20 protein-coding genes and 1 tRNA gene are annotated in these 15,715 nt (G+C 46.9%); 13 read left to right on the top strand and 8 right to left on the bottom strand.

Annotated elements, in window-relative coordinates; genetic code table 11:
* Window positions 1-56: 56 nt before the first annotated feature.
* Window positions 57-923: a YitT family protein gene (locus KNO91_RS12870; protein WP_214796307.1), complete on the bottom strand. Its 867-nt coding sequence runs from the start codon at window positions 921-923 to the stop codon at window positions 57-59.
* A 75-nt stretch (window positions 924-998) separates the two neighbouring features.
* Complete coding sequence (locus KNO91_RS12865; RefSeq protein ID WP_074033005.1) at window positions 999-1,406, bottom strand: YkvA family protein; 408 nt, start codon at window positions 1,404-1,406, stop codon at window positions 999-1,001.
* A 113-nt stretch (window positions 1,407-1,519) separates the two neighbouring features.
* On the opposite strand from KNO91_RS12865, the gene KNO91_RS12860 reads away from it, so the two are divergent.
* Window positions 1,520-2,758 carry an aminopeptidase gene (locus KNO91_RS12860; protein WP_214818287.1) on the top strand — a complete coding sequence of 413 codons (1,239 nt, stop codon included), beginning with the start codon at window positions 1,520-1,522 and terminating at the stop codon, window positions 2,756-2,758.
* Between the two features lie 46 nt (window positions 2,759-2,804).
* Here KNO91_RS12860 and KNO91_RS12855 read toward each other — a convergent pair whose 3' ends face one another.
* Window positions 2,805-3,587, bottom strand: a complete 783-nt coding sequence (locus KNO91_RS12855; RefSeq protein ID WP_214796316.1) for an alpha/beta hydrolase — start codon at window positions 3,585-3,587, stop codon at window positions 2,805-2,807.
* Between the two features lie 113 nt (window positions 3,588-3,700).
* On the opposite strand from KNO91_RS12855, the gene KNO91_RS12850 reads away from it, so the two are divergent.
* The 6 genes from KNO91_RS12850 to KNO91_RS12825 all read left to right on the top strand — a co-directional run bounded on the left by KNO91_RS12850 (window position 3,701) and on the right by KNO91_RS12825 (window position 6,567).
* Window positions 3,701-4,282: a TetR/AcrR family transcriptional regulator gene (locus tag KNO91_RS12850; protein ID WP_214818286.1), complete on the top strand. Its 582-nt coding sequence runs from the start codon at window positions 3,701-3,703 to the stop codon at window positions 4,280-4,282.
* A complete protein-coding gene (locus KNO91_RS12845) occupies window positions 4,275-4,619 on the top strand; it encodes a DMT family transporter (protein WP_214796320.1) in 345 nt (114 codons plus the stop codon). The genes KNO91_RS12850 and KNO91_RS12845 overlap by 8 nt, the downstream gene beginning before the upstream one ends.
* Entirely contained in the window at window positions 4,616-4,930 is a 315-nt protein-coding gene (locus KNO91_RS12840) for a DMT family transporter (RefSeq protein ID WP_214796322.1), read from the top strand. The genes KNO91_RS12845 and KNO91_RS12840 overlap by 4 nt, the downstream gene beginning before the upstream one ends.
* Window positions 4,931-5,001: 71 nt before the next feature.
* Window positions 5,002-5,559, top strand: a complete 558-nt coding sequence (locus tag KNO91_RS12835) for a GNAT family N-acetyltransferase (protein ID WP_214790688.1) — start codon at window positions 5,002-5,004, stop codon at window positions 5,557-5,559.
* Window positions 5,560-5,646: 87 nt separating this feature from the next.
* A tRNA-Val gene (locus KNO91_RS12830) sits at window positions 5,647-5,719 on the top strand.
* Window positions 5,720-5,868: 149 nt separating this feature from the next.
* Entirely contained in the window at window positions 5,869-6,567 is a 699-nt protein-coding gene (locus KNO91_RS12825; RefSeq protein ID WP_214818285.1) for a DUF554 domain-containing protein, read from the top strand.
* Between the two features lie 33 nt (window positions 6,568-6,600).
* Here KNO91_RS12825 and KNO91_RS12820 read toward each other — a convergent pair whose 3' ends face one another.
* On the bottom strand, window positions 6,601-7,389 hold the full coding sequence (locus KNO91_RS12820; protein ID WP_251126651.1) for a pyrroline-5-carboxylate reductase family protein: 789 nt from the start codon (window positions 7,387-7,389) through the stop codon (window positions 6,601-6,603).
* A gap of 192 nt (window positions 7,390-7,581) precedes the next feature.
* Between KNO91_RS12820 and yidD the strand changes: the two genes are divergently transcribed.
* The gene (gene yidD / locus KNO91_RS12815) at window positions 7,582-7,851 is read left to right on the top strand and encodes a membrane protein insertion efficiency factor YidD (protein WP_015880777.1); all 270 of its coding nucleotides are present in this window, start codon (window positions 7,582-7,584) and stop codon (window positions 7,849-7,851) included.
* A 127-nt stretch (window positions 7,852-7,978) separates the two neighbouring features.
* On the top strand, window positions 7,979-9,331 hold the full coding sequence (locus KNO91_RS12810; protein WP_214796325.1) for an alanine/glycine:cation symporter family protein: 1,353 nt from the start codon (window positions 7,979-7,981) through the stop codon (window positions 9,329-9,331).
* Between the two features lie 17 nt (window positions 9,332-9,348).
* Here the strand turns inward: KNO91_RS12810 and KNO91_RS12805 are convergent, their stop codons facing one another.
* Complete coding sequence (locus tag KNO91_RS12805; RefSeq protein WP_214790676.1) at window positions 9,349-9,714, bottom strand: potassium channel family protein; 366 nt, start codon at window positions 9,712-9,714, stop codon at window positions 9,349-9,351.
* An 87-nt stretch (window positions 9,715-9,801) separates the two neighbouring features.
* Here KNO91_RS12805 and KNO91_RS12800 point away from each other — a divergent pair, with 87 nt between their 5' ends.
* Window positions 9,802-11,031, top strand: coding sequence for a cytochrome P450 (locus KNO91_RS12800; protein WP_214818281.1), 1,230 nt, complete (start codon window positions 9,802-9,804; stop codon window positions 11,029-11,031).
* A gap of 56 nt (window positions 11,032-11,087) precedes the next feature.
* On the opposite strand, the gene KNO91_RS12795 is transcribed toward KNO91_RS12800, so the two are convergent.
* Window positions 11,088-11,837 carry a sugar nucleotide-binding protein gene (locus KNO91_RS12795; protein ID WP_214796329.1) on the bottom strand — a complete coding sequence of 250 codons (750 nt, stop codon included), beginning with the start codon at window positions 11,835-11,837 and terminating at the stop codon, window positions 11,088-11,090.
* 100 nt (window positions 11,838-11,937) lie between these two features.
* On the opposite strand from KNO91_RS12795, the gene KNO91_RS12790 reads away from it, so the two are divergent.
* A complete protein-coding gene (locus KNO91_RS12790) occupies window positions 11,938-12,513 on the top strand; it encodes a GNAT family N-acetyltransferase (RefSeq protein ID WP_214796331.1) in 576 nt (191 codons plus the stop codon).
* A gap of 73 nt (window positions 12,514-12,586) precedes the next feature.
* Complete coding sequence (locus KNO91_RS12785) at window positions 12,587-13,396, top strand: DUF368 domain-containing protein (RefSeq protein ID WP_214796333.1); 810 nt, start codon at window positions 12,587-12,589, stop codon at window positions 13,394-13,396.
* Window positions 13,397-13,431: 35 nt separating this feature from the next.
* On the opposite strand, the gene KNO91_RS12780 is transcribed toward KNO91_RS12785, so the two are convergent.
* Complete coding sequence (locus KNO91_RS12780) at window positions 13,432-13,986, bottom strand: methyltransferase family protein (protein WP_214796335.1); 555 nt, start codon at window positions 13,984-13,986, stop codon at window positions 13,432-13,434.
* Window positions 13,987-14,165: 179 nt separating this feature from the next.
* Here KNO91_RS12780 and KNO91_RS12775 point away from each other — a divergent pair, with 179 nt between their 5' ends.
* Window positions 14,166-15,212, top strand: coding sequence for an NAD(P)/FAD-dependent oxidoreductase (locus KNO91_RS12775; RefSeq protein ID WP_214796337.1), 1,047 nt, complete (start codon window positions 14,166-14,168; stop codon window positions 15,210-15,212).
* A gap of 11 nt (window positions 15,213-15,223) precedes the next feature.
* On the opposite strand, the gene KNO91_RS12770 is transcribed toward KNO91_RS12775, so the two are convergent.
* Window positions 15,224-15,637, bottom strand: a complete 414-nt coding sequence (locus KNO91_RS12770; protein WP_214818279.1) for a VOC family protein — start codon at window positions 15,635-15,637, stop codon at window positions 15,224-15,226.
* Between the last annotated feature and the right edge of the window lie 78 nt (window positions 15,638-15,715).

Here is a 15,715-nt window from a genome sequence, read left to right as displayed (position 1 = left end):
CGAAGATTACACAAAAAATCGACAACAATACGAGATTGTTGTCGAATATGTTGAAATTATAGTGTATACGAGTGCTCTTTGAAGTTCCCGACGATGGAATCAATTTCTGACACGGTGACAAATGCCTCAGAATCAATTTCAGAAACGATTTGACGAAGGCGTGGAATTTCATTATTTTGGACGACGACGTATAGCATTTTTTTCGAGTCGTTCGAGTATCCGCCTGTCGCATCCATAATCGTGACCCCACGTTTTAAATTCTGTTTAATGACCAAGTTGATTTCATCCGCTTTTTGACAAATGATAAAACATTGTTTTTGAGCTGAGAAGAACTTGTGAATCGTGAGTAACGTTCGTGAACGGACAAAACTTAATACAAGTGCATACATAACAGCTTTAATGTCGAAGACGATGAAGACTAATACATAAACAATGATATCTTGTGTTAAAAAGATTTTCGGTAGTGATAAATTTCGATTATTCATATAGATGACTTTTCCTAAAATATCGAGTCCCCCGGTAGAAGCGCCTGCGAACAGGAGAAGTGCGAGTCCGAGCCCCGAGACGATTCCGCTGAATACCGAAGCGACGAGCGGATCATCAAGTGGAGTCGGTGGAATGAGAACCGGTAAACTATCAATCAAAATGGAAGAGAGCACGACGACGATTCCTGTCATCAAAATAAAACGTCTCCCTAAATATTTCAACCCCAATATAAAGAGTGGGATATTGAGCACGAGTTGCGTCATCCCAATTGGCGTTCCGAATAGCTCGTTCGTAATCAACGTGATTCCGACGATTCCCCCGGAACCAATCTCATTCGGTTTGAGCAGTAAACTGACAAAGACAGACTGAAGGATTGTCCCGGCAATGATGAACAGTACCGTTTCAAGGGCAACCCGTTTTCGAGATTTAGCATACATAGATAATGGCTAGGCCTTACGCCTCCTTTTGGTAAGTCTTCTGCTAGCGTACTGCTACTCGTGTATCATTTCAAGTCACAATTCGTTATGGAATCGGTCGATGTCACTCGCTAATTGTTCATGCACGTAGTCGATGACTTGAGCGTCATCAAAAAGTCCGAGCGGCACGTCATCTGGAATCGCATCGAACGGTGAAACGAAGTACAGAATGGCTGCAACGAGCTCTTCTTGTTTGTCAGGTTGCATTTCAAATTGATCGTTATACAGGGCACGCAACATATTCAACATTTGTTTCATCTGGAAGTAGAGTGTCAGTTCTTCTTCGCGTTCGATGTTGCTGATTTCATTTGATGCCACGTCCACGGTTACTTTTGCGAGCGCGCGCTCACCTTGGACGAGTAAGTCACCGAGTTGTTCTCGATCATGAATGTCTTCTTTCGCTTGTTTTAAAAAGTGTGTGTACGTTGATTTCCAATCTGCCATAGTAAATTCCTCCTTCATTCTTCATCTACTAATATGCCCGTTTTTGCGCATCGGTTGCAACTTTTCCTGAAATTTAAGAAAATAAAGATAACTGAAAAGGAGGAACGATACATATGTCTATGATTTCTATGCCGACAGAGGCAGATTTCGCACGCTATGCAGAGCTAGCTGTGAAAAAGGGTGTCAATATTCAACCGGGGCAACAGCTAGAAGTACGTGCCGATATTAGCCAGGCACCACTTGTCCGTCATGTGGTGAAAGCTGCGTATGCGGCTGGTGCGAAGCAGGTGTTTGTCAATTGGAGCGATGAGGAGACATCGAAAATTCGATATTTTGATGCACCAGCAGACTCATTCAAAGAATTTCCGGATTGGTTGAAAGCTCGTTTTGAGCAATTGGCTGAAGAAAAAACAGCTTTCTTGTCAATCGTCAGTGATGATCCGGATGCCTTGAACGGTGTTGAATCGTCGCGCATCTCGGATGCGAACCGTGCAGCCGGACAAGCGCTAGCGAAGTGGCGTCAATATGTGATGAGTGACAACGTGAGTTGGTCAATCGTCGCAGGTGCGTCAGAGGCGTGGGCTGAAAAAGTATTCCCGGGGCGTGAAGATGCGGTCGCCGCGTTGTGGCAAGCGATTTTCGCAGCTACACGTATGGACCAAGAAGATGTGGTCGCGGCGTGGGATACACATGATCAATCACTTCGTAGCCGTGCGAAGCTGTTGACTGAGAAAAAGTATGCGAAGTTGCACTACAGCGCACCAGGCACTGAACTGACAATCGGACTTCCGAAGAAGCACGTCTTCCTTGGCGGTGGCGGTCCAAACGTCGATGGCATCGACTTTATCGCCAACATGCCGACAGAAGAAGTATTCACGCTCGCAGATAAAGATTCTGTGGAAGGTCACGTGTCGAGCACGAAGCCGCTCAGCTACAGCGGAAACTTGATTGACGAGTTCACGCTTTGGTTTGAAGGTGGGAAAGTCGTCAAAGCGGAAGCGAAAAAAGGACAAGCGGCTCTGGATGAATTGTTGAACATGGATGAGGGGGCTCGCCGTATCGGTGAAGTCGCACTTGTTCCAGATGATTCTCCAATCTCGAACTCAGGTCTTCTCTTCTATAACACGTTATTTGATGAGAATGCATCGTGTCACTTGGCATTAGGTCGTGCATACTCGACATGTCTCGAAGGTGGCCCTGCGATGTCACAAGAGGAACTCGCGGCGAACGGTGCGAATGACTCGATGACACACGTTGACTTCATGATCGGGTCAGCAGAAATGAATATCGATGGCGAACGAGAAGACGGCACGCGTGAAGCAATCATGCGTGACGGGAACTGGGTCATCTAAGTAAAAGAACAAAAGAGCGAATTCCGAAACCGGAATTCGCTCTTTTTCATGTGACGTCGTATAAATAACGAAGGACGTGGGGCAAACGGCGGCGCCAAGCTAACTCGTTATGAACTGCATCCGGCTCGACTTCGTAACGGAAGGCAATGCCTTTTTGCGCAATCACTTCGACGAGTTTGGCATTCGTAAACAAATAATCTTTCGATGTGATTGGTCCGCTCTCTTCATTCGTCCCGATATCCATATACAGTTTCCCTGTGAAGTCCACTTGTTGTAACGCCTGGATTAAAGGATCGAGGTTCGCCCAAGCGGCGGTGGAGAGAGAGCCGACTCTTTTGATGGAAGGGTAGGTCGCCATCATATATAAAGAGATGACCCCTCCCATCGAACTCCCCATGACACCGACATCGTCTGGGTCTGTCGCATACTCCTTGTCGATTCGTGGTTTTAACTCTTTCATGAGCCAATCTGTATACATACGACCTTGGCCACCAAGTGTCGGTCGTGTTTTCGCAAGTTCGGGTCCGATACGGCGATATAACATCTCATCTTCCTCGTACGAATACTCGTCATAGCGGTCCAACCAGTTCGGAGCGCTCGCAATGGCAACGACCATAAGGGGGAGTCGGAGTGTATCGATGCAACGGTCAATCTCCCAGCCTTCTCCATATGTAGCAGTGCTTCCGGAGAATACGTTTTGCCCGTCATGCATATAAAGGACGGGCAGTGGGGTGTCGGTATCGACCCAGTCTGGCCGAAACACGCGGACAATCCGTTTTTGACCACGCATCTTCTCTGTTGGGATGGACACGTTCAATTGTTCAATCATCTTTTTTCACCTCTTTCATCTTGTATTGTGGAGAATCAAGAAAGAAATGACAATCACCAACATTGACTACCTACCGTTCGTTAGGTAAAGTGGTCGGGAGGAGAGTGAGACTGGTGAATACAAAAGATAAGATTATGCAATCTGCGCGAACGCGGTTTGCCCGTGAAGGATATGAAGGATTGTCACTCGCGGCAGTAGCTGAAGATGTAGGGATTCGTAAAGCTTCTTTATACGCCCATATCGATGGGAAAGAGCAATTGTTTAAACAAGTCGTGACCGATATGGCGAATCGTTACGAAGAGGCTTGGCGACAAACGTGCGAGGATACCGTAAATCGATCCCCTTTAGAACGGATTGATTCGATTGTGCGTACACTCACGTCATTCTTTAGCGATCATGAGACGTGGATGTTGACGAAACGAATGCTACTCGTACCACCTCCAGAATTTCGGGATTATATCGAAGAAGTCATTGGGAAAGTGGAGACGGAGCTAAAAGGATTTGAAAAAGAACAGTTCCGTCTCGCGATGGAGCGTGGAGATTTACCGTCACAGCCACTCGATGAACTTTATGCTGCATACTATTGTTTTTTAGACGGCGCTTTGCTGTCTTTGTTTACGTTTGAAGATGACAGGGAGATGCGACAACGAGCCGCCTTCCGAATCTTTAAGAAAGGGGTGGGATGGAATGAATAAGGAAAGAGTCGCTTGGATTTCTCTCTTGTTCGCAGGATTGCTAGAAATCATATGGGCTACGACGATGAAGCTATCGGAAGGATTTACGGTGCTTGTTCCGACGCTATGGACGATTGTTCTGTTGATTGTCAGTTTCGGTTTGTTAGCCAAAGCATTCCGGGTTCTCCCAGCAGGTACCGGCTATGCCGTCTTTACGGGAATCGGAGCGGTCGGTACGGTGATTGTCGGTGCTCTTCTTTTTGATGAGGCGCTCAGTGGTTGGAAGCTCTTGCTTGTGACGACGTTGATCATCGGCATCATCGGATTGAAGCAAGTGACAGGAGGGGAAGAAGCATGAGTTGGGTATTTTTGATTGGTGCAGGCATTGCTGAGATGACGGCCGTCTTCTTTATGGGAAAATCAAAAGGGTATCAAATTCTAAAATGGTCGGTATTGTCGATTTTGTCGTTCGCGCTTAGTTTCTATTGGTTATCGAAATCACTTGAAGATATTCCGTTAAGTCTGGCTTATTCCATTTGGGTCGGGATTGGCGCGGCAGGTGGCGTCATTCTAGGTATGCTCTATTTAAATGAATCAAGAAGTCGTTGGCGCATTTTTTATTTGATGATGATTATTGGCAGTGTGATCGGATTAAAAGTTGTATCGTAAAGGATTGAAACAAGCTGAAAACGGGAATTGAATAATTCAGATTATGAGATGGAAGAAAGGGGCGGAAAACGATGCATCTTGTTGAGTTGCAATCCGAACGTTTGCGGTTTGAACCGTACACAATCTCTGATTTCTATTTTGTTAAGTCGCTTCTCCAAGATCCTCGGGTGATGCGCTTCATCAGTCCGGACGGGAGACCGTATACAGACGAACAAACAATCGAATGGTTCGAACGTCAATTGGCACGGTATGAAACAGGACGCCAGACGGGGCTATTGAAGTTGATGACGTTCGAAAGTGATGAACCGATTGGTCATGCCGGTACACTGCTCCATGATTTAGATGGCAAACTTGAGTTAGAAGTCGGCTATTGGTTGTCACCAAAGCATTGGCACATGGGTTACGGGCGTGAAGCAGCTGCGCGGTTGATGCAGTATGCCTTTACCGAAGGGGAAAAGGAAATCATTTCGCTCATTCATCCAGATAACGTTCCGTCTCAGCGCGTGGCGAAAGCGAACGGTCTTCATTGGGACCGCGACACGTTATACCAGAACATGCTCGTATCTGTTTATGCAGGTGATTTGGAACGCCTCTGCCGGCATATCGATCGCCAACAAATGACGCGTTAAAAAAAGTACAAAAAACTTTTAAAAAGTTGTTGCCAACTTAATAGTTTCTTGATATATTAATAGTGTCCTTAAGAGAGGACACGACCTGATTCTGTAGCTCAGCTGGGAGAGCGCTACCTTGACAGGGTAGAGGTCGCTGGTTCGAGCCCAGTCAGAATCACTTGGGTGCCAAACCCTCGAGAAACCCACCGGAACATGGGTTTCCGCGAAGCCACTTCTTGCGAGAAGTGGCTCTTTTTTTGTATATTGACATGGCGCGAAAGCAATTGGTATATTCCTCTCAATACATAATGAAACGGGGAATGCAAAATGGTGTTAACAGGAACCCTCGTCAATGCCGGACTAATCGTCATCGGGTCATTGTTAGGTCTCTTATTCCACCGCATTCCAGAGCGTATGAAAGAGACGGTGACGGCAGCGATCGGACTTGCGGTCATCTTGCTTGGCATTCAAATGGGGATGAAGAGTGAAAACTTCTTGATTGTCATCGGAAGTCTTGTCGTCGGGTCTGCGCTCGGGGAATGGTGGAAGCTAGATGAAGTATTGAATGAAATCGGCTACCGACTTGAGCGGCGTCTCGGGAGTCAATCGAGTGTAGCGGAAGGATTCGTCACAGCAACGCTCATCTTCGTGATTGGTGCAATGGCCATCATTGGTGCGCTCGATAGTGGGTTACGTGGCGATCATGACGTGTTGTATACGAAAGGGTTGATTGATGGATTTACAGCCCTCGTGTTAAGTTCGACGCTCGGAATCGGGGTCATGTTCTCGGCCGTTCCGGTGTTATTGTATCAAGGTGGAATCGCATTACTCGCCATTCAAATCATGAAATTCATTCCAGAGTCGCTCATGGATAGCTTTATTTTAGAGATGACCGCTACCGGTGGTGTCATGATTGTGGCGATTGGCTTGAATTTGGTCGGAATCACAAAAATTCGTGTGGCGAACTTATTGCCAGGGATTTTAGTAGTGGCACTCATTGTGTCGGTTCTACATATGATGACATAAAAAATGGACGGAAGCGTGGCTTCCGTCCATTTTTTATGGTTTCTCCATGATTTCATGATCTTCTTTGGCACTTTCACGCAAAGCTGAAGCCATCACGTCGGCAAGATCACGTTTGCGAAGTACGCCGACACCACGGTCGGTCGGTCCACCTGGAGCAGCGACGTCAGCAATGAGTTCATTCGTCTCACGTGTTTCATGTGACAGTAACTCTGCAGAGCCTTTCATCGCCTGAGCCACAATTTGACGAGCCGTCGCTTCGTCGTATCCGACATCGGTCAAGACCGGTGTCATCGCCCCGACGATCTCATAGAAGAAAGCTGGGCTACAACCCGCGGCTGCCATGAAGGCAGACATCGTCTTCGCATCCGTGATGGCCGTTCGACCGACACGCTCAAAGAGGGCAGTTGCTTTCGCGCGATCGGCTTCATCTGTTTCAGGACCGAACCATAAGCCTGTCATCCCGCTCCGATATGCGACCGGCGTGTTTGGCATCGCGCATACGGCAGGAAGTCCTGAAGCTTCTTCTAATTGGCTCGGTTCGATATGTGCCGCAACCGATACAAGTAGTGGGGTCTTCCACTCTTTTGATTCCACGTATGGAATGACGCCGTCCGGTTGCATCGCTAGTACGACGATGTCATAGTCGTTCACGTTTTCTTCTTCGACGGTGTGTACGCCGAGTTCATCTTGCAATGCGAGCAATCGCTCACGGTCACTTCGGTTCGTCATGGTAATTTGTGTCGGTTCGATTCCTGAGTCAATCCACCCTCGAACGAGCGCTTCACTCATTGATCCTGCACCGACCATTAGTAATTGTTTCATCATTCGTCACCTCTTCTATTCGATTCGGTCAATAGTTATGTTGACTATCATAACAAACCTGCTGTCGAATATCGCCCATCTTGCTCATTTGTTAAGAGATGGAAAACGATTTGACATATGGAGCGGTGAACATGACAAACGTTTCAAATCGCGCTATGATGGCACTAATTCAACAGAGTGAGGCGAAATCGCGTGAAACGTGTATTAGTAAAAGGGATTCAAGGTTATCAACGTTTTATTTCACCATTAAAGCCGCCGACATGCCGGTTTTATCCGAGTTGTTCACACTACGGAATCGAAGCGATTGAGAAACATGGAGCCGTCAAAGGCAGTTATTTAACCGCTCGCCGGCTCATCCGTTGTCAACCGTTTCATCCGGGCGGGCTCGATTACGTCCCGGATACATTTGATTGGAAAGCGCCCTTACAACGAGAGAAGCCTGAATCACAGCGAGACGATTAAGTTCGTCTCGCTGTTTGTATACAGATGAAAAGATCCGGAGTTGTTTTAGCACAATACTTTTGCATTGTTCTAAGTATTCTGAAAAAATAGAGGTGTACACTATTTTCGGGGAAAGGGGATACTTTGTATGGGGCAATCATTTAGTGAATGGGTGAGTACGGCATCCAATTTCGTATGGGGACCACCGCTTTTAATTTTGCTTGTGGGGACAGGCATTTACTTAACGGTGCGTCTAGGTGGTATTCAAATTACCAAATTACCGTATGCATTGAAATTGGCATTTTCGAAAAATCAGGATCAATCCTCAAAAGGGGATATCAGTCACTTCCAGGCGCTCATGACAGCTCTGGCGGCGACCGTCGGTACGGGGAATATCGTCGGGGTGTCGACAGCGGTTGTATTAGGAGGACCGGGGGCCATCGTCTGGATGTGGGTATCGGGATTCTTTGGGATGGCAACGAAATATGCGGAAGCTGTTCTGGCTGTTAAATATCGGGTGACCGATGAGCGCGGTCAAATGGCTGGTGGACCGATGTACTATCTAGAACGAGGATTGAATCAACGTTGGTTAGCGGTGGCGTTTGCTGCATTCGCCTCGATTGCGGCGTTTGGGATTGGGAACGGGGTTCAGACGAACTCTGTCGCGCTCGCGCTCAAAACGACATTCGATGTACCACTCTACATATCAGGAATTCTCATCATGATTTTTACAGGCGCGGTCATCCTTGGGGGCGTACGTTCTATCGGGAAAGTGGTCAGCTACTTCGTCCCGGTCATGATTGCCTTCTACTTAGGTAGCGGTCTCTTGATCATGATCATGAATTACACGCTTATTCCAGATGCGTTCGCACTCATCTTTAGCAGTACGTTCAGTGCGGAAGCCATCGGTGGGGGAGCCATCGGAGCGGCCATTCGATATGGTGTCGCGCGTGGTGTCTTCTCGAACGAGGCAGGTCTCGGTTCTGCTCCGATTGCAGCGGCTGCTGCGAAGACGGATATGCCGGGTCGTCAAGCACTCGTCTCGATGACGCAAGTCTTCTTAGACACGCTTGTCGTCTGTTCGGTGACCGGTTTGACACTCGTCATGGGTGGTCAAATCGGGACCGGGTTAGAAGGGGTTGAATTGACTTCGGCCACATTTGAATTATTCCTCGGTCCGGCGGGTGGTTACATTGTGACGATCGGACTTGTTTTATTCGCCTATTCGACCGTTCTCGGTTGGTCGTATTATGGAGAACGTTCCATCCATTACTTGTTTGGGCAAAAGTCGATTCTGCCATATCGAATTGCCTTCGTGCTTGTCGCTGGACTAGGTGCCATGACGACCAACTTGAACTTAGTATGGGCGTTATCCGACGTCTTCAACGGTTTGATGGCCATCCCGAACTTGATTGGTCTCTTGTTCTTGTCGGGCGTTGTCATTGCAGAGACGAAGCGATTCAATCAACAACTTGAGATTGAAAATCGAAAAGTGTCCTAAACGGATTGACGCCATCCTCATGAATCAGAGGGTGGCGTCTTTTGTTTTGCTTCTAGTTCATCTAGCCGTGCCTTTTGAAGGTGGTCGAACACTTTAGTAACGAATCCGACCACAATGCCGACGCCCGTGATCACATAGCCAATCGTGAAAATTTTCCCGATATCGGTCTGAGGGGCAAAATCGCCATAGCCGATGGTCGTTAATGTGATGACACTGAAGTAGAGCGCGTCGAGCCATCGCATCGCCTCAAATTGAGCATAAAAAAGTGTTCCGGATAGGATGGTGAGAAAGGCAAGGCTGAATAAGACTTGGAACTCAGGGTCCCGTAGACCGCGCCAGATCCCACGAACAATCCGGCGTAATGTTAGTAAGAACGGTAACATGTCACTCGCTCCTTTCGATATTAGGTTTGTTCGCCAATAACACGGGAACATCCTTTGTAGTTCGAAAAAAGAGAAAGGGTGAGTTGGATGGGGAAAGTCATTCCGAAGCAAGAAGGGCTCGACCACAGTGTCGATTTTTTACGGGAAGGTTATTTATTCGTCGCCAATCGACGTAAAAGTTTTCAGTCAGATCTTTTTGAGACTCGTTTGCTTGGGGAACGCGTGATTTGTCTTGGAGGAGAGGACGCCGCTTCGTTGTTTTATGAGGCGGACAAATTTACACGTCAGGATGCTGCACCGAAGCGTCTTCTCAAAACACTATTCGGAGAAGATGGAGTGCAAACATTAGATGGGACGGCGCATACGCACCGGAAACGTATGTTCATGTCATTGATGACGAAAGAAAACATCGATCGTCTGCTCCGGCTGACGGGTCGCGAGTGGAGACGAATCAAACAGACGGAAGAACTTGTTTTATATGATGTGGCCCAACAGGTGTTGATGAAGGCCGTATGTGAATGGGCGGGAGTCCCGCTTGCACGAGAAGAAGTAGAGAAATGGACCGATGAAATGAGATTGCTATTTGAGTCGGGTACGTCTCTTGGTCCGACGTATTTGCAAGGTAGGAAGGCAAGAAGTTCGGCTGAAGCTTGGATTCGACAGATGGTGAAGGAAGTACGGTCGAATCAATTATTGCCGAATGAACAGACGGCGCTTTATGAATTCTCATGGCATCGAGATGAATCAGGTGAGTTGTTACCTGAAGAAGTGGTGGCTGTCGAAGTGTTAAATATTCTACGCCCGACTGTCGCAATCTCGGTTTATGTTCTGTTCACGGTCCTAGCATTGCACCAATTCCCTGAAGAAGCAGAACAAGTGAAGCAAGGACAGGTCACGAAAACAGCATTCGTTCAAGAAGTGAGACGTTTCTATCCATTCTTCCCCGTAGCGGCAGCTCGAGTCAAAACCGATTTTGAATGGGACGGGTATACGTTTACGGAAGGGACACTGACGCTCCTTGACCTCTATGGAACGAATCACGACTCCTCAATTTGGGCAGCACCTGATCAGTTTGAACCTTCACGATTTATGGACTGGAAGGAGAGTCCGTTCAATTTCATCCCACAAGGAGGTGGGAATGTGGACTTTGGACATCGTTGCGCAGGGGAACATGTGACGATTGCGATTCTCGAGCAAGTGATTGAGTTGTTTATCGAAGAGTTCTCGTATACCGTCCCTCCTCAAGACTTGAGCTATAGCTTTGTCGATATGCCGAGTCTGCCAAAAAGTAAACTGCGATTGACTGATGTAAAATGAGTCTCATAAGCAAACGCCTACTCTTGGTTGAGTAGGCGTTTTGTATGGAATGCAGTTCATTTCGCTTGTAGATTAAGACGTTTTGAAATCGGACGGATTGGGACGGACGGATCAATCATCCGATTATCCCGTTTTGGTTCATCCGTGCATTCAATCTGCCAATCGGCGTCATGAAGCTCTTTTAGTCCGACCGCAATGTCGTATAAGGAATAGTTCGCATTTCCGTTTAGCTGATAAATACCAGGTCCGCGTTTTGTCAAAATCTCGAATAAAGCTTCCGCCGTATCTGGTAAAAACGAGCAAGATGGATACCAATGCTCACTCGCTTGAATGACACCTCGTTGTTTCATCTCGTTCGTAAAATAGTCCATCATATTGTTCGATCCGGCTTCATCCCCAATCTGCCATCCAAGACGAACAATCTGAGCTCCCGGGTTGACGCGAACGATGGCTCTTTCGCAGTCACGTTTATACTTTCCGTAGTCATCTTCAGCATCCGGTGCCGTGTCCGGTGAGATGGGTCCAGTCACGTCATCTGAAAAAATCGACACTGTACTCGTAAACAAGAACGGAATTTTCATTTCCCCACATAAACGAGCGAGTGTCTCGGCCCATTCAACCGGCCCCATGCCGATATGTAAAAAATAGTCCGGTCGGATGCTTTCGATAAATTGTCGCATCTCCTGTTCATCCGTCGTGGACACTTGCTCACGATTCCACGCAATCCCCTCAATGCCATGACGTTGTAACGTTTCGGCAACAACCGGTGCTACCGTACCATTCATTCCAGTAATGATTGCTTTCATTTCGTTTCGCCCCTTTCTCTCTATATGATGCCACAAAACGGGCGTAAACAAACAATCGATGTGCTGTCCTATGCTAGAGTAGGTGATGGAGGGATCAATGATGAATATTCGACAAGCAACGAAGCAGGATTGTACAAAAATCGCGCCACTCATGTATCAGGCCATACATGAAATCGCATATACGTTGACGGGGTCAACAAATACGGATGAAGTGTTGGAACGATTGGCGATGTGGGTGGAAATGCCGAAAAATCGATTAAGCCACGAAAACATATGGGTGGCCGAGATTGAAGGGGAAGTAGCAGGAATGATCATTTCGTATCGAGGAGACGAGGCGGAAGAATTGGATCGACCGATTCGGGAATGGTTGACGGCACATGGGAGTAAAGAAGAATTAGATGTTGAGACAGAAGGATTCGTCCAATACATCGACTCGCTCGCTGTATTAGAGGCATATGGTGGCCGTGGCATTGGGACGAAGTTAATCGAACATATCTGTACCGTCGCGACAGAGCGTGGTATCCCAGCGGTCACCTTGAACGTAGACCAAGCGAATCCAGCAGCCCATCGCTTGTATACGCGACTCGGATTTCAAAAAGAAAAAGAAATCAATATTTCAGGAGCTCGGTTTGACTATATGAAAAAAGAGACATCTTCGACTCCTTTCTCGGTCTAAAAGCGGATGCACAAACGTCCTTTCTCGACTATACTAAGTGCTTGAGGAAAGATATATGCAAAGGAGATACGTTATGGAGTGGAAGAATATTTGGCGAGGGATGGCCATGGGGACGAGTGACTTGATTCCTGGTGTAAGTGGCGGTACCATCGCAGTTATTTTAGGCATCTATGATCAATTGATTGAAGCAATTAGCGGTGTATTCAGCCGATATTGGAAAAAGTATATTGGTTTTTTAATTCCACTAGCAATCGGGATGGGCACAGCCATCATCGCCTTAAGTCGAATAATCGAGTACTTGTTACTTGAGTATTATGCGCCGACACAGTTTTTCTTTATCGGATTGATTTTAGGAATCATTCCTTTACTCTTTGTAGAGTTTAAATCGCGCGCATCGATTCGACCAATCCATGTCATCGCGATGATTGTAGCAACGATTCTCGTGGCGAGTATGGCGTTTCTTAATCCGGTCGATTCATCCATCATCACGGATGTGACCTTTGGGACGGCGCTTCTCTTGTTCTTTTCTGGATGGTTAGGAAGTATGGCGATGCTACTCCCGGGAATCAGCGGATCATTCGTGTTATTGCTGATTGGGGTTTATCCGACGGTTATCAGCGCCATCTCAAATTTCAATTTGCTCATTATTGGAATCGTCGGGGCAGGAGTGGCGGTCGGCTTTATTGTCAGCAGTAAGGTAATTCGCTATTTGCTATCAAATTTCCCAGGAATGACGTTTTCGATCATTATCGGATTGGTAGTTGGTTCACTCGCCGTCGTATTTCCGGGAGTGCCGGCCACTGGTCTCATGTGGGCACTTAGTATCATCGCATTTATCGCGGGGATTGTTGTCGTCCGATTACTTAGTCGTTACTCTGTATAAAACAGCAAGGAGTCCGGGATCCCCGGACTCCTTTATTAATAGATAAACGGAAATAATCGTTTGCGAGACTTTGCCCATGATACATACGATTGACCGAAGTGGCGGGTCAGCATCCCTTCCTCGATCCGAATCCGATATAGTAACGCAAGAGACGTAAGAACGGTGCCAATCAAAGCGACTGCCCAATGAAGAAAATACAAGGAGAAGCCTAACGTGATCAATAATAATCCTGTATATAAAGGATGGCGTAAGAAACGATAAGGCCCGGAGCTGACGAGCTCATCTTGCGGACGAACGACGACGTGTCGAGTAAATTGATGACGGAGATGAAAAATCCCCCAGTACCGTAACGACACACCCGCTATGTAAAACGAAAGGGCAAGCAATCGTTGAGTGATTGATGGGCGCGTCTCGACAAAGATTGAATAAATGATCGACAAAGTGAAAATGACGATCATCGTCGTCGCTACGAAATAAAAGCTTTTCCGCTCGACAGAACCATCCGTTGCCTCTTTACGATTACGAAATTTCCAAGTCTCCACAAGCCAAAAACCGGACACGATGATCAGTAAAAGATCCATCCACTCCATAGCACACATCCTTCCTTTTGATTCATCTTTCCTTACCCGACCTTCGATGAAGAAAAACCAAGGGAGGATGGTGTTGGGAAAAAGTTTGTCAAAGGCGAAGAAACAGGTTATTATCTAATGAGAATGATTATCATTTTTAAAATGTATACATCACGTACATAGAAGGGAAGGATACGACGATGGGTGAGGAACAATTCGACGTGACGATTATCGGTGGAGGTCCGGCAGGGTTATATGCTGCTTTTTATAGCGGGTTGCGAGGCATGAAAACGAAAATAATCGAATTTCAGCCTCACTTGGGTGGAAAACTTCACGTTTATCCAGAAAAAATGGTGTGGGATGTGGGCGGGCTCCTTCCGACGACAGGAGCAAACCTGATTGATCAACTCGTACAACAAGGTCTCACTTTTTCGCCGACGGTCATCCTAGGAGAGAAAGTGGAGTCGATTTTAAAACGTCAGGATGGATTATTTGGTATCGACACGTCGAATGGTCATCACGTATCCAAAACCGTCATCGTCGCGACTGGGAGCGGCATTTTGAAACCTCACAAAATCGAAGTGAGTGGGGCCGAACGCTTTGAATTGTCAAACCTTCACTATACGGTCAAATCACTTGAACGGTTCAAAGGGAAGCGGATCTTGATTTCGGGTGGCGGAAATAGCGCTGTCGATTGGGCCAATGCACTCGAACCGATTGCAGAGAACGTTCTATTGGTTTACCGAAAAGAAGAGCTCGGAGGCCATGAGGCACAAGTCGAAAAAATTAAACAAAGCCGAGTCGATTGTTGTCCGCAGTCGAAAGTCACGGACTTGATTTCTCACGATGGACAATCGATTCAGCAAGTGCTGTTAACGCAGATCGACACGGGAGAAACAAGTGTGGTCGATATCGATGAGGTCGTGATCAATCATGGGTACGAACAAGATGCAGAACTTCTTCGAAACAGTGAATTAAACGTAGAGATGGTTAATGGATTTTACGTGAAAGGAAATGCAGGTAGCGAGTCATCCGTTCCTGGCTTATATGCTGCTGGTGATATTCTGACGCATGAAGGGAAGGTCCATTTGATTGCGGGGGCATTCCAAGATGCGGCGAACGCGGTGAATCGGGCCAAAACGTATATTGACCCGAACGCGACCGCTACAGCGATGGTGTCTTCTCATAACGAGCGATTAAAAGAGAAGAACCGTCAAATCATAGAAGAAACTTTGTTGAAGCAGTAAGGGGACCTCTCTCACTGCTTTTGCATAGGATAATCACAGAGCTCAGTGATGACACCACCTGAATGACGTGGATCCATATAAATCAATCGTCGACCTTTTGCGGTAGTACGCAAGGTATCTTCTAAAAATGTAATGCCATTCTGTTTGTGAGCGGCAATGGCTTGGTCTAAATCGTCGACACGGTATGCAATGTGATGGACGCCTTTCCCTCGAGCTTTCATGAAACGAGCGATTGGACTCGTGTTACTCGTCGGTCGTAATAATTCAATGACATCCTCCCCGATATGAATGACGGCCAGCTCGGTTTCAACCCCGATGGCCGTATTTGTGTAACGGTCAATCAGTTTTCCGCCAAGCACCGTTGTATAAAATGTGATCGCTTCGTCTAAATCGCGGACGGCGATTCCAGTATGATCGATTTGCATGAACATTCCTCCTCAACCTTCAGTTTGCCTAAAGTTGAACAAAATGTCACTTCACAACGTTTCAACCACATCCGATAT

The sequence above is a fragment of the Exiguobacterium sp. s59 genome (genome assembly GCF_018617475.1).
Taxonomy (GTDB): domain Bacteria; phylum Bacillota; class Bacilli; order Exiguobacteriales; family Exiguobacteriaceae; genus Exiguobacterium; species Exiguobacterium aestuarii.
The sequence above is the reverse complement of the archived record's forward strand: the minus strand, read 5'-3'. Positions and strand labels throughout refer to the sequence as shown.

Excerpts from the sequence above, each read along its gene's own strand:
- KNO91_RS12870 (WP_214796307.1), bottom strand. The coding sequence starts at position 923 with ATGTATGCTAAATCTCGAAAACGGGTTGCCCTTGAAACGGTACTGTTC.
- KNO91_RS12865 (WP_074033005.1), bottom strand. The coding sequence starts at position 1,406 with ATGGCAGATTGGAAATCAACGTACACACACTTTTTAAAACAAGCGAAA.
- KNO91_RS12860 (WP_214818287.1), top strand. The coding sequence starts at position 1,520 with ATGTCTATGATTTCTATGCCGACAGAGGCAGATTTCGCACGCTATGCA.
- KNO91_RS12855 (WP_214796316.1), bottom strand. The coding sequence starts at position 3,587 with ATGATTGAACAATTGAACGTGTCCATCCCAACAGAGAAGATGCGTGGT.
- KNO91_RS12845 (WP_214796320.1), top strand. The coding sequence starts at position 4,275 with ATGAATAAGGAAAGAGTCGCTTGGATTTCTCTCTTGTTCGCAGGATTG.
- KNO91_RS12840 (WP_214796322.1), top strand. The coding sequence starts at position 4,616 with ATGAGTTGGGTATTTTTGATTGGTGCAGGCATTGCTGAGATGACGGCC.
- KNO91_RS12835 (WP_214790688.1), top strand. The coding sequence starts at position 5,002 with ATGCATCTTGTTGAGTTGCAATCCGAACGTTTGCGGTTTGAACCGTAC.
- KNO91_RS12825 (WP_214818285.1), top strand. The coding sequence starts at position 5,869 with ATGGTGTTAACAGGAACCCTCGTCAATGCCGGACTAATCGTCATCGGG.
- KNO91_RS12820 (WP_251126651.1), bottom strand. The coding sequence starts at position 7,389 with ATGAAACAATTACTAATGGTCGGTGCAGGATCAATGAGTGAAGCGCTC.
- KNO91_RS12810 (WP_214796325.1), top strand. The coding sequence starts at position 7,979 with ATGGGGCAATCATTTAGTGAATGGGTGAGTACGGCATCCAATTTCGTA.
- KNO91_RS12805 (WP_214790676.1), bottom strand. The coding sequence starts at position 9,714 with ATGTTACCGTTCTTACTAACATTACGCCGGATTGTTCGTGGGATCTGG.
- KNO91_RS12800 (WP_214818281.1), top strand. The coding sequence starts at position 9,802 with ATGGGGAAAGTCATTCCGAAGCAAGAAGGGCTCGACCACAGTGTCGAT.
- KNO91_RS12795 (WP_214796329.1), bottom strand. The coding sequence starts at position 11,837 with ATGAAAGCAATCATTACTGGAATGAATGGTACGGTAGCACCGGTTGTT.
- KNO91_RS12790 (WP_214796331.1), top strand. The coding sequence starts at position 11,938 with ATGAATATTCGACAAGCAACGAAGCAGGATTGTACAAAAATCGCGCCA.
- KNO91_RS12785 (WP_214796333.1), top strand. The coding sequence starts at position 12,587 with ATGGAGTGGAAGAATATTTGGCGAGGGATGGCCATGGGGACGAGTGAC.
- KNO91_RS12780 (WP_214796335.1), bottom strand. The coding sequence starts at position 13,986 with ATGGAGTGGATGGATCTTTTACTGATCATCGTGTCCGGTTTTTGGCTT.
- KNO91_RS12775 (WP_214796337.1), top strand. The coding sequence starts at position 14,166 with ATGGGTGAGGAACAATTCGACGTGACGATTATCGGTGGAGGTCCGGCA.
- KNO91_RS12770 (WP_214818279.1), bottom strand. The coding sequence starts at position 15,637 with ATGCAAATCGATCATACTGGAATCGCCGTCCGCGATTTAGACGAAGCG.